Source organism: Cohnella sp. GCM10020058 (assembly GCF_042683485.1).
In the GTDB taxonomy this organism is placed as follows: domain Bacteria; phylum Bacillota; class Bacilli; order Paenibacillales; family Paenibacillaceae; genus Cohnella.
Window position 1 is genome coordinate 221,700 of the sequence record NZ_JBHUJV010000013.1, and the last position, 15,398, is coordinate 237,097.

At 57.7% G+C, this 15,398-nt stretch carries 12 protein-coding genes; 2 read left to right on the top strand and 10 right to left on the bottom strand.

The annotated features are described in order from the left end of the window. Positions 1 to 193: 193 nt before the first annotated feature. From ACFSR7_RS22430 to ACFSR7_RS22465, 8 genes are all read right to left on the bottom strand, one after another. Complete coding sequence (locus tag ACFSR7_RS22430) at positions 194 to 751, bottom strand: outer spore coat protein CotE (RefSeq protein WP_090112635.1); 558 nt, start codon at positions 749 to 751, stop codon at positions 194 to 196. 119 nt (positions 752 to 870) lie between these two features. Then, on the bottom strand, positions 871 to 1,860 hold the full coding sequence (locus tag ACFSR7_RS22435; RefSeq protein ID WP_378165429.1) for an aromatic acid exporter family protein: 990 nt from the start codon (positions 1,858 to 1,860) through the stop codon (positions 871 to 873). Positions 1,861 to 2,075: 215 nt separating this feature from the next. Then, complete coding sequence (locus ACFSR7_RS22440; protein ID WP_378165431.1) at positions 2,076 to 3,137, bottom strand: Gfo/Idh/MocA family protein; 1,062 nt, start codon at positions 3,135 to 3,137, stop codon at positions 2,076 to 2,078. A gap of 56 nt (positions 3,138 to 3,193) precedes the next feature. Continuing rightward, complete coding sequence (locus ACFSR7_RS22445; protein ID WP_378165433.1) at positions 3,194 to 7,009, bottom strand: malectin domain-containing carbohydrate-binding protein; 3,816 nt, start codon at positions 7,007 to 7,009, stop codon at positions 3,194 to 3,196. A 33-nt stretch (positions 7,010 to 7,042) separates the two neighbouring features. Continuing rightward, on the bottom strand, positions 7,043 to 8,032 hold the full coding sequence (locus ACFSR7_RS22450; protein ID WP_378165435.1) for a Gfo/Idh/MocA family protein: 990 nt from the start codon (positions 8,030 to 8,032) through the stop codon (positions 7,043 to 7,045). 15 nt (positions 8,033 to 8,047) lie between these two features. Beyond that, positions 8,048 to 9,697, bottom strand: a complete 1,650-nt coding sequence (locus ACFSR7_RS22455; RefSeq protein ID WP_378165437.1) for an extracellular solute-binding protein — start codon at positions 9,695 to 9,697, stop codon at positions 8,048 to 8,050. 45 nt (positions 9,698 to 9,742) lie between these two features. Beyond that, positions 9,743 to 10,633 (bottom strand): carbohydrate ABC transporter permease, encoded by an 891-nt coding sequence (locus ACFSR7_RS22460; protein ID WP_378165438.1) that lies wholly within the window; start codon positions 10,631 to 10,633, stop codon positions 9,743 to 9,745. A 33-nt stretch (positions 10,634 to 10,666) separates the two neighbouring features. Further along, on the bottom strand, positions 10,667 to 11,566 hold the full coding sequence (locus ACFSR7_RS22465; protein WP_378121348.1) for an ABC transporter permease: 900 nt from the start codon (positions 11,564 to 11,566) through the stop codon (positions 10,667 to 10,669). Positions 11,567 to 11,742: 176 nt separating this feature from the next. Here ACFSR7_RS22465 and ACFSR7_RS22470 point away from each other — a divergent pair, with 176 nt between their 5' ends. Next, on the top strand, positions 11,743 to 11,982 hold the full coding sequence (locus ACFSR7_RS22470) for a hypothetical protein (RefSeq protein ID WP_378165440.1): 240 nt from the start codon (positions 11,743 to 11,745) through the stop codon (positions 11,980 to 11,982). Between the two features lie 6 nt (positions 11,983 to 11,988). Then, entirely contained in the window at positions 11,989 to 12,390 is a 402-nt protein-coding gene (locus ACFSR7_RS22475) for a hypothetical protein (protein WP_378165442.1), read from the top strand. Here ACFSR7_RS22475 and ACFSR7_RS22480 read toward each other — a convergent pair. Together ACFSR7_RS22480 and ACFSR7_RS22485 are read right to left on the bottom strand one after the other, a co-directional pair. Further along, positions 12,300 to 14,126 (bottom strand): cache domain-containing sensor histidine kinase, encoded by a 1,827-nt coding sequence (locus ACFSR7_RS22480; RefSeq protein WP_378165444.1) that lies wholly within the window; start codon positions 14,124 to 14,126, stop codon positions 12,300 to 12,302. The genes ACFSR7_RS22475 and ACFSR7_RS22480 overlap by 91 nt on opposite strands. After that, positions 14,123 to 15,376, bottom strand: coding sequence for a response regulator transcription factor (locus tag ACFSR7_RS22485; protein WP_378165445.1), 1,254 nt, complete (start codon positions 15,374 to 15,376; stop codon positions 14,123 to 14,125). The genes ACFSR7_RS22480 and ACFSR7_RS22485 overlap by 4 nt, the downstream gene beginning before the upstream one ends. Positions 15,377 to 15,398: the final 22 nt, after the last annotated feature.

Sequence of the window (15,398 nt, forward strand, 5' to 3'; positions counted from 1 at the left end):
GCCGGATGACCCTTCCCTGACTCTGTCCCTGCCCCTGCGCCGGGACCGCGGCCGGAATCGCCGCCGGGCTTAGGCCCGAGCGATCCGCGCGTTTTTTCCGGCATCGAGACGATTTTACCGAACGAAGCAGGCATCCGCCCTCGACAATTCCATCGCTTCTGCATAGACATAAGTACCGGCCGCAGCGGGCCGCTTACAGATCGTCTTCAAGCAGATCGGCATCGAGGTCTTCGTAATCGCCGTCGTCCAGTGCAAAGTCCGCATCCTTGCCGTCTTCGAAGTAGTTCGGATCCACGACCACGCAAACCTTGGTTTCCGCGACCATCTCGACCGCGTATTCGCGCTCCACGCGAATAAGCACGGAAGTACCGCCTCCGCCGATCAACGCTTCCACGCAATTCGGTTCCTGCGTCGCATCCGCAGAGACCTCTTCCGTGGAGCTGCGATGGCGAGGGTCTACATACGAGAGCGGCACGAGCTCCGAATACGAGACCGTCTCCTTGGCGACGTCGGTCTGGGAGTTCTTGTCGTACGAATACCAGATGTTGATATCGTAAGACCCGACCACCTCGATGCCGTCACCCGAACGAACCGCTTCGTACTGGTGATTGATGATCCATGCCCCGAGAATGCTGGTGGGATGGTGCGGCGGCGTGACCGAATGGGTAATCGTCGAGAATTTGCGGCCCTTGCCGCATACTGCCTTCGTGATGATTTCCCTTCGCTGCAGCCGTTTATCCGCGAGCGTCATGCAATGACCTCCTCCATACAATCAATTCAATTAAAGTCTATGCAGGACATTCGTCTAGAGTGACAAAAACGTATCCTTGCATTGACGCTTCGTCTCTATGATTGTATGCCGGTCCTTGTTCATGAAGACCTGCGCATTTTCCCTCTTCGGCCGACGGTCAAATATCTGCGCAGCTCTCTGCACAGATGCAGCAGCGCCGCCCGGATCTCGAACTCCTCCCGCGTCGCCGGCAGCGGCATCGCCTTGAATTCGCGCTCGAGCGCGTCCAGCGCGCGCTCGGTCTTGCCCTCGTAAAATTCGGACCGCACATCGTGCGTCAGCCGGTCGAATAAAGAGGCGATCGCTTCGGATTGCGGCACGCTAGACGATACGAACGCGATATTCTCCATCATCAGCTGGATCATGTCGAGCTGCTCGCGCCGCATGCCGAAGTATAGCAGCCACGGCTCGTCCTGCCGGCTCAGCCGATTTTCCTGCGAACGCTTCGCCGCCTGCAAGCCTTCCTCGATCGCCGCTTCCGCCAGGAGCAGCTCGTCGCCGCCCCACACGGCCGCGGGGTCCCGCAGAAACTTGGCCAGCTCGCCCAGCATCGCGACGAACATATCCTCGGTCGTCTGGCGCAGCGATTCGAGCGATTTGCGCTGCTTCGGCATATACACGAGGTTGAATACCGTTGCCGAGCCGAGCCCGATCGCAAGCAAGGCTAGCTCCGTCCCGATCGTATGCCAGGATACGACGCCGCTGTGAAAGAGATGAAAAACGATGACCGCCCCGGTCACGATGCCTTCCTTCATCTTAAAGCGCGTGAGCAGCGGAAACGCGATCAAAATGTAGAGCGCGAGCGTCCAAACGTAAAATCCCGCCAGGACGAACACCGCCGAAGCGACGGCCAATCCGATGACGGATGCCGCAAATCGCGCGTACACCGTCATAATGCCGCGCCACCGGGTCGTATCGACGCCTAAAATGGCGAGAATGCCCGCCGCTTGCGGATTATCCACGTGCAGAAGCATCGCGACGTAGATCGCCGCGACCGTGGCCAGCGCCGTCTTCACGGTACGCAGGCCGACAACGCGTCTAAGCGCGCTCGCCCCTTTCGTCACGTTCATGCCCATTTCCTCCGATGCTCGCGCGTGTTCGTTTTTCACCATCGTACCCGTAAAGCGCGATTGCGTCAAAATGCGGCGTTCTTCGGTGCGTCGCAGCGCTCGATGTACCGGGCCGTTGCGCGAAGCATGACAAACTGAAGGAGCCGCCCCCCGGTCATTTGCATGACCTAGGAGCCGCCCCTTGGATTGTTGCGCACACCATCGCTTAGCGTGTATTAGTCGAACGAGATTTCCCTGCCCTGCTCGGCCGATTCATAGATACCGCACAAGATTTTCATCATCTCTACGCCGTCCTGCACCGGACTGTCCGGCGTCCGGCCCTCCCGGCAGCAGGAGATAAAATGGTCGATCTCGTTCTGGAACGCCCGGTCCGCATCGAAGGACGCATGATCCGTTTGCGGCGACACCGTGACGATCGTATCGGACTTCTCCGTGACGAGCAACACTTCAGGGTCGATCTCGATCCCGCCCTTGTCTCCATACAGCCGCACCAGCCCCTCGTCCTTGCGCGCATGCAGCGTGAAGCTCACGTCCACCATCAGCGAGGCGCCGTTTTCGAAGCGGATCAAGGCGTTGGCCATGTCCTCGACCGTATTGGAATCGGCATCGTAGTCCGCGGATTTGTAAAAGGTAAGGCCCTTGACATGGCTGCGCTGGCCGAGCTTCTTGTACGTGTTGCCGCTGACCGACTTCACCGTGGGCCGCCCCATCAAGTACCAGCACAGGTCGATGATATGCACGCCCAGATCGATGAGCGGACCGCCGCCGGAGCGCGACTTGTCGGCGAACCAGCCGCCCGGATTGCCGAGCCGTCGCAGGCTCGATGCTTTGGCATAATAGATGTCGCCGACTTCGCCTTGGGCGATCCATTGACGCAGCATCTGCGCGTTCGGATCGTACCTGCGGACGTAGCCGATCTGAAGCACCTTGCCGCTCTTCTCAACCGCCCGTTCCACCTCCAGCGCCTGCTCCACCGTCATGCACAACGGCTTTTCGACAAGGACATGCTTGCCCGCCTCCAGCGCCTGTACGGCAAAAGGCGCATGCGTGTTGTTCCAGGTGCAGATGCTGACCGCGTCGACCTGCGGGTCCGCCATCATGGCCGCATAGTCGGTATAGACGGCCGAAGCGCCGAAGGACGCTGCCGTCGCTGCCGCACGTTCGCCGTTCACGTCGCACACCGCATAAATCTCGACGTCCATATTCTTTTGATACGCTTTTAAGTGATAGTTGGAAATGGAGCCCGTCCCGACGATCCCGATTTTCGTTATTCCCATGACGATCCCCGCCTTCTCTCGCTACTATTTAATGTAAGCTGCGATATCGCCGTCCGTCAGCCGGTCCGCACGACCTGAATCGCATTGACGGCCGCCGCATCGGTCAGCGCGCTGAAGTCGATATCGAGCACACCGTCCGTTACGGCGATCTTGTTGAACTCATACCTGCGTGCCTTATCGTGTCCCAGCGCGGCCGTGAACAGATCGTAGCCGGATAACATGTTGACGCCTTCGATGTCGACGTTGAACACCCGGCTGCCGACGGCGCTATAAAAAAATTCCGCGAAGTCCAGCGTTACCTTGTAAGTGCCATTCGGAACGTTGAACTTGTAAGCGAACGGATTGCCGCCCCCTCCAAACCGCTGCGTGCGATAAAGTGTCGGGTCGTCGGTGCCTGCGATCGTATCGCCCGTCGTATCGACGGCGGTTGTAGACGTCGTATAGCCCCAGGTGTTGGTGCCCGAATAAGGCTGATCCGCTGCCCATACCTTGCCGGTCGCGTCCGTATACGCTGCCGTCGCTCCGACGTCCACGCGCTGTTCATAGCCGCTCACCACGTTGATCGTCCATGTTTTTATGGTGCCGAAGGTCGCGACGCCGTCCTGAACCATGCCTGCGCTGAGCGTATAGGTACCCGGCGTCGAAGGCGCTTGGATGCTGAACGAGAAGCCTTTGCGCTGGCTGGCGGCGATCGTCTCCGTACTTGATAAAAAGATGCGCTGATTGGCGGCGCTCAGGCTATAGCCGCCGACGCCGAAGTCTCCCCAAACGAACTGATTGGTCGGACCGGAATAGAGCCTGTACAAATCCGATTGCGTCCAACTGTTCGCTCCCGCATTTTGCACATCGATACTAATATTAGCCTTGGTTCCAGCAGCCATGACCGTCGGCACGTCCCATGCCGCGAATTTGGCGTCGCGCGGCGCGGCCACATGGACCGTAAACGTCTTAACGACGCCGAATCCCGAGGTGCCGTCGTTCATTTGCATCGAGAGCGTATAGTCCCCCGGCGTCGACGGCGCGTTGATCGAAAAGGAGAAGGTTTTCGCCTGCTCGTTTTTGATCCGCTCCGATGCCCGCATATACACTTTTTGATCGGTTGCGCCGGCGCTCGTGCCGCCATACGGGAAACCGCTCCAGGTCAATTGATTGGTTCCCGCGCTTTTCAGCGTATAGTTGCCTGCACGCGTCCAGTCGTTCGTTCCCGTGTTTTTGAACGTCACCGATACGGGCAACGCGGCGCCAGGCGCCACGTATTCGGGAATGTCGTCGTTAAAGCTCACCGCGTCTTTGGCCGCAGCCCCGCCCGGCGTTACCCGGATATCGTAGACGCCGGTATCTCCAAACAGAGACACGCCCTCCTTGATCATTTCGACCGCGAACGTATAAGTTCCTCTTGTGCGCGGCGCCGCGATCGAAAAGCTGAACGTTTTGCTCGCGCCGGGCGCGATGCTGTCCGTGCCGCTCAGGTAGGCCCGCTGAATGCCTGCGCCGCTGCTCGACCCGCCGCTCGCGAACGCGCTCCACAGCACCTCGTTGCGGTCCGGAATCGCGGCCAGCCGGAAGTTGTCCGCGGCCGTCCAGGTGGCGGTGCCGATATTTTTTACCGTGACGGATACCGTAGATATCTGCTCCTCCGTCATGGCGGACGGTACCGTGACCGCGGTGATCCGCGCCGCATGGGCCGGAGCCGCGACGACCTGGACCGTCTTCTTGCGGTTGTCGCCGAATACGGCCGTTCCGTCCTTGATCATCGACGTTCCGAACAAGTAATTGCCCGGCGTCGCGGGCGCCTGCACCTGGAAGGTGAACGTCTTGGTCTGCTGCGGCTGGATGCTGTCGGCCGCCGCGAGGAATACCCGCTGATTGCCGGTCGCCAGGCTGTAGCCGCCGTCCGGGAAGTCGCTCCAGGTCAGCGTATTGTCTGCGGTCGCGGCGAGCCTGAACAGATTCGCCTCCGTCCAGGCTGCGGTTCCGACGTTGCGGACCGTAACGCCGGCCGTATATTTCTGACCCGCGATCATCTGGTCCGGAAGCTGGGCGTCCAAAAGAATGGCGTCATTGGCCACGCTGCCCTTGACCTTTTGCCGGATCAGCGAAGCGTACGTATACGGATCGACCGCCTCATAGTTGTACTCGGGATGCTCGGCGACAATTTTTTTCATCACCTGGCTGATGTATTCGACGGACGAAAACGCCGGCTTGATATACAAGAAGTTCGGCGTCGTGCCCGGGCTGGCAAGCGTCGCCGTCACATTATAGATGTGAGCGGCCTGCCCGTTGACATCGTTGTTGGCGATCGGCACGTTGTCGCCCATCACGACCATATTCGTGCTGCGCACATCCGGCTTGGGCGAGCTCAGATTCGGATTGTAAAAAAGCGACATATCATTGGAGAACCAGCGATAAGATTCCTCCGAGGCAGGCGTGACGGGACCTGCGTTGCCGTTCAGGACAAAGCCCGACATCGTATACCCCGTCGAACGGTAGAGCCGCTCGTTCCAATTGCGCCACACGGAAGCATCGTGCACGTAATCGGGATTCACATAGCCTGCCGCTCCCGCGCCGGCGACGAAGTAGTCGTTCGAGGTCGCCGTGTCATACAGGAACTGCATCAGATCTCCCGCATTCCGCGTGCTTGGCACGATGTTCCAGGCAATCGGCGTCTTGCCCCGGGCCGGATCCGAATTCCACACATAAGGAAACTGGTAATGAACGGTCGATTCGTCGTGATCGCCCATTCCCCATAAAATGTACGTCTTGTTGGCAAGCGCGGGACGGCTGCCCGCTTCGGAGGAAGGCTTCAGGTCCGTCGCGACCGGCGCCCACCAGTGCACCGACATGTTGGCGTCGCCCATCGTATCGATGACGCTGACGATGGCTGCGTTATATTTGGACAGGTGCTCGACCGTCTTCCATTCGCCTTCGAATTCGGTATGGCCGCCCTTGCCGCCATAGGTCGAGTATTTGTCCCACCAAGGGAAAAAGCCGTAAACCTCGATCATGTTATTGCTGCCGTAAATCGTATACGCCGATTGCAGGATGGCGAGGAAGGTGTCCAGATCCTTGCCCAGCGTCTGATTGGGGGCGTCGAACGCCCGCTCGTCGCCCCATGGGCTGAGGTCGAACACGAAGCCCTTGCGCATGACCAGGATGTCACGAACCGAAGTGTATTCCTGGGAGTGGGTGGCGGGCTGCCTCGCATAGGCGTCCTCAATGTAGCCCAGAACGCCCGCGTTCGCCAGCCCCGTATCCAGGAACTGCTGCTTCGCCCATACGTAAGCATCCGTCTTGGCATTATTGCCGGCGAACTGTCCGACGAGGTTCCGCGAGACGGCCAGACTGTTGGGAGCGGCGGTCAATCTGGCATACAGGCGACCGCCGCCCATGACGGCCGGCGTCCGCTCGATGCCCGCGATCGTCGTCGCGACGTTGGCGGTCGCGTCTACCTTCGGGTCCCAGACGGCGAGCCCGGCCAGATCGGATCTGAACGTACTGACCAGCGCTTCGATCGATGCAAGCGGCGTGACCGTGTATTCGCTCAGCCATTGTCCCGGCTTGCGAAAGGCGTCCAGCCATTTCTCGTCGATCTGCATCGCCTGGGACGACGTAATGGACGGCGTCTGGACATAGAAGGAATTGTAGACGTACAGCCGCGGTCCCTTCTGATTGACGATGCCTTGCAGCGTCGACACGAACAGTTTGATATCGTAGGACTCGGCCGTATTGAACGTCCCCGACACCTGCCGCAGATCGAACGTATAGATGACGGGAAATGCCGCGGCCTCAGCCGGTCTGGCCTGAAAGCCCGACCAGCCGGATACGGCCAGCGCGAGCATAAGGAGCATCTTCAGCAATCGGTTCATCTTCATGGGGCAGCCTCCGATTCAATCGAATGAATGGCTTTATCTAGCGGATTCTAACCGTCCGGATTCGCTGGATCTGCGCGCCAGCAGGACGGCTCTGGCCGAGGCGACGCAATCGGCGACGGACAGAATTTGCGGCTGCTCGCCGCGGATTCTGCGCACGAAATCCAGGCATACGCTGTCCTGCTCCCGAACCTCCTCCATTACATTGCGGTGATTCCGGTCGTGCGTGCAGAGGATGACCTCGCCCGACTTGGACAGCACCTCGATCGTGCCGTCCGTGCCGACGATAAACATTCGGCAGTCCCATGCCGTATTCCGGGGCGTCAGCCAGTCTGCTTCGATGTGGACCGTGACGCCCCCTTCCAGGACGAACAGCGCCTGTGCGAAGTCGACATAGTCCGGCTTGTCCGCGAAAAAGCGGGTATGCAGCGAGCGTGCCGTCACTTCGCGGACTTCGCCGCGGCTCATCCACAGGGCCAGATCGATATCGTGGATCATCAGATCGACGATCAGCCCGCCGTTGCGGGCATTCTCGTACATCCACGGCTCCTCGCGCTGGGCGGTCGACTCGTGCGGCCGCATCATGATGCAGCCGGCGATGTCGCCGATCGCGCCTTGATCGATCAGTTCCTTGGCCTTGACGTACAGCGGGTTAAAACGCTCGGTCAACAGGACCGAGCACTCGGCGTCCGAGGCCGCGATCTGCCGCTCCAGCCGCTCCAGCTCTCCCTCGGTAATCGAGACCGGCTTGTCGGAGATCGTATGCTTGCCTCGTTTCAGGCATTCGATGACGGCATCGGTCTTCAGATCGTTCGGCAGGCAGACGATGGCCGTATTGCAGTCGATCTCGTCCAGCATGCGCGCATAATCCCGGTAAAAAGGAACGCCGTAGCGTTCCGCAACCGTGCGCCAGCGTTCCTCCGTCTCCATAATGGCAACCAGGCTGACGCCTTCCGCTTTCAATATTTCCTGGATCGCGTATTCTCCGTGAATCCGCAGTCCGATCGCGACGACTTTTAGCTCCATTTTTATCCGTCCGCCTTACTGCTTATTTTTCTGAACATATTCGTCGATCAGCTTCAGCTTTTCGGCCGTTACGACCGGTTCGCCGATCTTTTTAAAGTTTGCGAGCATGTCGCTTGTAATCTTGCGGACTTCTTCCTCCGAGTCGGCGAAGATCGCCTTCGCTTCCCACTTGCTAATCTCCGGCCACAGATCCGGCCAGTGCTTATCCCACTCCGGTCCTGTGCCGGAGAAGTTGAACGGCACGTTCTGCTCGCCGACGGCCGGCAGCCAGGTTTTCTGCGCCATAATGAACTCATCGGTGCCTGGCATGACGGTTACGCGCGGAATGACGGGCACGTTCAGCAGATTGTAATAGGCAATGCCCGTCGTGGTCTCGAAGCTTTTATCCGCTTTGTCCTGCTGCTCCTTAACCTCGGGCTTGGGCTCAAGCAGCCCGTCCGCGTTTTTGACATAGTACTCGCCATCCGGGCCCGTGCTCAGAATGGTGGCGCCTTCGGTGCTAACGCTCCAGTTGAGGAATTCCATCAACCGCTCCATATTGCGCGTGTTTTCGGCGAATTTTTTGGAAACGGTCAAGGCCTGGGCCATCGCAAAGCTGGATTCCTGATAGATCGGCATCGGCAGACCCGGCACCTGGATCGGCGGATTCGGAATAAAGCGCTTCGCCGGATCTTCAGCCTTCAGTACGCCGTTGGCCGTATCCATCGGACCGTTCGTATTGAGCGTAAAACCTACGCGGCCCGAGCTGAGCTTGGCTTGGTACTGCGCAGGCTGCTGGGTAATCGTTTCCTTGTCGAGCAGGCCGTCCTTGTACAGCTTGTTCATGAACAACATGTAGTCTACGATGTGCGGATTGTTGAACCACCAGTTCAGCGTTTTGTTGTCTTCGGACAGGTCGAACCAGTTTTTGGTCCAGGAGTACATAAACAACTGGCGAAAGTTATCGAAGGAGGCCGGGATGATCGCCTTGCCGTTCACGTCAGGAATTTTTTCTTTAAACGCTTTCAGGACGGCATACAGCTCGTCTGTCGTCGTCGGCGGCGCCATGCCCACTTGCTTGAGCCAGTCCTCGCGGATCATCGGGCCGACGACCATCTGCATGACGTTTTTGTTCGCGGCCGGATTGCCCGGAATCATATACATTTTGCCGTCCTTCTTGCTGGCATAGGTCACCTTGTTGTAGTCCGGGTCTGTATACTTCAGCAGATCCGGGTACTTGGACAGCCACGGGTCGAGATCGACGATATATCCCGCTTCCGCCCATTTGTTGGCGATACCGTTGTTGATGTCGTCCGTCAGGATGCTGACGACATCGGGGATATCTCCGCTGGCCAGCATCGTGTTCATCTTATCCGCCGGCGTCTTCGTGTTGGCGGTCGTGATTTGGATGTCGATGTTTTTGTTTTCCAGCAGCCACTGATGCATCCTGTTGTCTGCCTTCGGCGCGTTGTCGAAGGTGTGCATGATCAAGACGTTTACCTTGAGCGGCTCTTCCTTGGGCGGCGCTTCCGATGCCGATGCCGATGATGATGCGGAAGACGAGGCGGGAGCCGGCTCCGAGGATTTGTTATTTGCGGCGCCGTTGTCTTTGGCGCATGCGGCGAGCGAGGCGCCGAGCATGGAGACGGATATCAGCGTCGCTAGCAGCTTTGCTTGTTTTTTCATGTTGACGACAACCACCCTTGTTTGAATTTGTTCGAAACCGATTCTTTAGCCTTTTAACGAGCCGATGATCACTCCCTTCACGAAGTAGCGTTGGAGGAATGGATAGACCGACAGGATGGGCAGCACGACGACGATGAGCATGGCCATCTTGACCGATTCGGCCGTGACGGTTCGTCTTGCGTTATCGCTTAAATTCACGACGCCGTATGCCAAATTGCCTGCCTCGTTTTGATTGATGTTCATGACTTTCATCAGCAGCGTCTGAAGCGGCAGCAAATGCTCGTTAGTCGTGTAGATCACGGCGGTCAGGTAGTCGTTCCAGTGTCCGACGGCGGCGAATAGCGCCATCGTGGCGAATATCGGCAGACTGAGCGGCACCGCGATGCGGAAAAAGATGGTTAAGTCGTTAGCGCCGTCGAGCTGAGCCGAATCTTCCAGCTCCTGCGGCATGGCGCGGAAGAAGGAACGGAAAATAAACACGGTAGCGGCGCCGTAAAGCGTCGGAACGATGTACACCCAGAAGGTGTTGAGCAGGTGCAGCGACTTGTACAGCATATAGGTAGGAATGAGCCCGCCGCTGAAAAACATCGTCAATATGAGCATCACGTTAATGATGCCGCGGCCCTTGAGTCGCTGCTTGGACAGGCCGTACGCCATCAGCGAGACAAGAGCGATCGAGAGCAGCGTCCCGATGATCGTCCGTCCGATCGAGATGGCATACGCATTCATCATATCGCTTCTGGAAAAGACGGCCGCAAAGTTGTCGAGCGTGAACTTGCGGGGCCAGAAGTTGATGCCGCCCCGCGACGCGTCCAGTCCCTCGTTCAACGAGAGCGCCGCGATTCGCCAGAACGGAAACAAAAAGGTAAGGCAGAGAACGCTCAAAAACAAATAGTTGAACCATTGAAACGCTTTTTCCCCGCGCGTTTGCTTCATGGTGACCTCCTCGAATCCTTCGACTGAATGGCTCTAAAATACCCCATCTTCCCCGAACTTCTTGACGATAAAATTGGCGGAGACGAGTAAAATCAAACCGATTATGGACTTGAACAATCCGACGGCCGTCGCGATCTCGTAGTTGGCGCGGAATACCCCGACCTTCATGACGTACGTATCGATAATTTCCGCCCGGTCGAGAACCATGTTGTTCTGCATCGCGTAAATCTGCTCGAAGCCGGCGTCCAGGAAATGCGCGATATTGAGAATGAACAGCAGGACGATCGTCGCGCGGATCGCGGGAAGCGTAATGTGCCACACTTGTCGCGGGCGGCTAGCGCCGTCCACGACCGCCGATTCGTACAGCTCCGGATTGACCGATGTTATCGAGGCCAGGAAGATAATCGTCCCGAAGCCGATGCCCTTCCAGATATCGGAGGCAAGAATCATGCCCCAGAAGTAATTGGGGTTGCCGAACCAGAATATGGGCTCCTTGATGATCCCAAGGCTTGCCAGCATCTGATTGACGAAGCCGCCGTCGACGCTGAACAGATCGTACCAGATGCCGGTAATGACGACCCAGGAGACGAAAAAGGGCAAGTAAGAGATGGTCTGCGCCAGCCGCTTGAACATCCGGCTGCGCACCTCGTTCAGCAGCAGCGCCAGCACGATGGGAGCCGGGAAGCCGAACAGCATCTTCAGCACGCTGATCGCGATCGTGTTGCGCAGCAGCACCTCGAAGTTCGGACTGCCGAAGAGCTCCCTGAAATGGGCCAGCCCGACCCATTCGCTGCGAAAGACCCCTTTAATGATGTCGTAGTCCTTGAAGGCGATGAGCACGCCGTACATCGGCTGATAGGCAAAAACGAGAAACCAGACGACGCCTGGGAGGACGAACAGATAAAGATAGCGGTTGTTCCATACGCTCTGCAAATCGACACTCCCTTTTTCTATAGTTGCGCCTTGCGCTTGATGTCTCTAAGTATATAGGGGGAGCTGCCGGTGAAAAATCCAGGATTCTACGGGTCTGGTTTTAAAATTCTACGCATTTTGTATCCGCTTGCAAAAAAAAGCGCCGCATCGTCATTGCGCGCGCTTTTTTGCATTTTATGTTGAGTTACAAGGAAGAACCGAGCAGACCATCGGGGCAAAGTGCGCTGTACAGCGTTACATGGCGGGACCGAGCGGGCATTAGCGGCAAAGAGGCGCTGTACAGCGTTACATGGTGGGACCGAGCAGGCATTCGGGGCAAAGAGGCGCTGTACAGCGTTACATGGCGGGACAGAGCGGTCATTTGCGGAACAGTGGCGCTGTGCAGCGTTACATGGCGGGACCAAGCGGTCATTTGAGGAAAAGTGGCGCTGTACAGCGTTACATGTCGGGTCCGAGCGGTCATTTGGAGCAAAGAAACGCTGTACAGCGTTACTTGGCGGGACCAAGCGGTCAACCGGGGCAAAGAAACGCTGTACAGCGTTACATGGCGAGACCGAGCGGTCATCCGGGGGAAAAAAGCGCTGTACAGCGTTACATGGCAGGACCAAATGGTCATCTGCGGCAAAGAGGCGCTGTACAGCGTTACTTGGCGGGACCGAGCGGTCATTTGTGGCAAAGAGGCGCTGTACAGCGTTACATGGCGGGACCGAGCGGTCATCCTGGTGAGTCGTCTTTATTCATCGCTGACGGCCGGGATGCGGATCGTCACTTTTGTCCCGCTGCCTTCGGCGCTCTCGATCGATACGCCGTACGCTTGCCCGTAATGCAGCCGGATACGCTCGTGGACGTTGCGGATGCCGTATCCGTTGCCGAATGGAAAAAGATCGGCCGCAGGCGGAGCGGGCATGCCGATGCCGTCGTCCTCGATTACGAAAACCAGTTCGTCTTCTACTCGTCGCGCGCGGATCGCGATCGCGGTCGTGCCGGCTTTCTGCTCCGCGCCATGCAAGATCGCGTTTTCCACGAACGGCTGGAGAATCAGCTTAAGCGTCATACACGATTCAATGCCCGCCTCCACTTCGTAGATGAAGTTGATGCGTTCCTCCAGCCGGATTTTTTGAATTTCCGTATAGGCCTGCAGATGGCGGATTTCCTCCCTCACCACGAGCAGCGGCAGACCTTTATTGAGCGAGAGGCGATAGAAGGTCGCCAGATGGTTGACCATCCCGATAATTTTGTCATGCTGGCCGCCCATTGCCATCCAGTTGATCGTCGCCAGCGTGTTGTACAAAAAATGCGGATTGATCTGCGTCTGCAGCGCCTTGAGCTCGGACTCCCGCTGCGTCTGCTGGCTGGCCGTCAGCTGTTCGACCAGCTCCCTGATCTTGCGGATCATCCGGTTGTAGCTCCGGGCCAGCGCGCCGATCTCGTCGCGTCCGTCGATATCCACTTTTACGTCAAGCGTGAGATCCTCCACGCTCTTCATATGGCCGGACAGTACCGACAGCCGGCGGGCGATCATCCTGGCCAGCGCCAGCGCAAGCAGCAGACTGATCAGCAGGCACAGCGCCCCTACGACAATCGTAAACTGCCGGACCGTCTTGGCGCCCGCGAACAGCCTGTCGTACGACAGCACGCGGACGTACAGCCAGCCGGAATCACCGCCTCGTTCATACAATACCATCTTGTCGGCGCCGCCCATTTTTATCCTGAACTTGCCTGACGCTTGGCCGTCCACTTGTGCAGCGGTTTTCTCCGCCAAAGCAGCCGTCAGTCCATGCCGGTCGGACTCCCCGTCTGTCAGGCTCGCATAGACGTTCTGCCATTTGTCGTTCGCGACGAGCATATAGTCGTCCGGGCCGGTGCCGGTCGCCGCAAAGTCTCCGAATATGCGGTCATAACGAACGAACAGCTCGAAGACACCTGACAGCTTTTCGAAATTGTAGATAACCGGTTTAATGATCGCGACCCGCTTCTCGCCGGGCAAGTCGCTTTTTTCTCCGGACAGCCTGTAGTCGGGCTTGTTCACCTCGTCGGTGACGATCCAAAATTTGCGTTTCGACAGCGCGATATAGTCGTTGATCGTATATTTTTCCATATGTGCGAAATATTTTTGGTACCAGGCGGTGCGCAAAATATAGTCGATATCGATCAACACGTCGCCCGATTCGGGCAGGGTCGGATTGTTCTTATATAAAATAATCGATTCTATGCTGTTGTCTTGCTTGCCGACCTCGAAATACCGCGAGATGGTATTCAGATAAGCGTAGGAATAGTCGCCCGGAGACGTATACGAGAACGAAACCGCGCCGACGAACTTCGAATCCGAAACGAACTGATTAAGCAGCTGGTCGTAATTGTTGAGCTTGTATTCGGTATTCAGTACAACCTGCGACAGCGTCTGTCGGTACGATTCGCTCGCTTGCTCGTACACATACTTTTGCATGCTGGAATAAAAAGCGGCCCCGAGCGCGACGATGGACAGCAGGACAAGCAGCCCGTAGCTGAACATCATTTTGTGCTTGATCGAGATGTCGTGGACGCGCAGCGGCATCCTCATTCGGAGATCCGCTCCCTCAGCGACTCTCTGTACTCCTTTGGACTTACGCCGTACGTATTTTTAAAAACGACGCTGAAATAAGACGTGCTGTTGAATCCGGTGCTCTCGGCAATCTCGTAAATTTTGCGGGTTGGATCGGCCAGTTGATTCCGGGCATGACGCAGCCGCACACCCGTCAAGTAATCGATGATTGTCTCCCCGGTTTGTTCTTTAAACAAATTGCTGATGTAATTAGGCGAAAGAAACACCATTTTGGCCAATTCCTCGACCGAGATCGGCCCCCCGTAGCGGGTCTCGATATAGGCGACGATCCGCTGCACGGGTACCTCCTTGTTCAAGACGCGCGCGCCGCCGAGTATTACAGTCTTGTTCAAGTCTTGGCCCGACCGCCTTGCCAACTCGGCGGCGGCACGCCGGTACGATTCGGAAAAAAGGCCTGGATCGCGAATTCCGCTGCCGACGCAGGCCGCCAGATTCATGCCCAGCTCGCCATTCGCATAAATGCGAAGCGCGTCCAACACGCGGATCGCTTCTTCTTCGCCGGCAGCCGCGATCCAGACCAGCTCGTCGCCGTCCGACCAATACGATTCGGACCACCGCAGCCCCCTGCCGATGCAGGCCAGGTTTTGTGCGAGCTTTGTTCCGCTTACTCCCTTTTCCTTGACGCCGTTGCTACCGTCATCCGCCCTTATGACTGCGATCGCGAATTCATCCGAAGCCGGCATGCCGGCTTCGCGCATTTCCCCTTCGATAGCGTCCGGATCTTCGAGACGTCCCTGCAGCAGATCGCGCAGCAACTGGCGCACGGCCAGCGGCTTGGCTTCCGCCATCCGGCGCTGCAGCTCGAGCCGCATCCGCTCCTGCATGGCCTCTTCCTCGCAGACGGAAGCGACATTTTGAAGCGTTTCCAGCAATGCGCGAAAATCAAGCGGCTTGAGTAAATATGCGGTGGCGCTCAGCTCGATCGCCGTACGGGCATATTCAAAATCGTCATAACCGCTTATAATGACGATTTTCATGCGCGGATTCAGTTCCCGCGCATGCTTCGCCAGCTCAAGACCGCCCATCAGCGGCATTTTAATATCGGTGACTAAAATGTCGGGCGGCGCGGCGCGCATGTGCTCCAACGCTTCTTTGCCGTTCGCCGCCGTGCCGGCCAGGACAAGCCCCATTTGCTTCCAGGGCACATGCATGACAATGCCCTCGCGCTGAATCCGCTCGTCGTCCGCGATCCATACCGACCATGTCAAATCAAGCGCCTCCCTCCGGCAG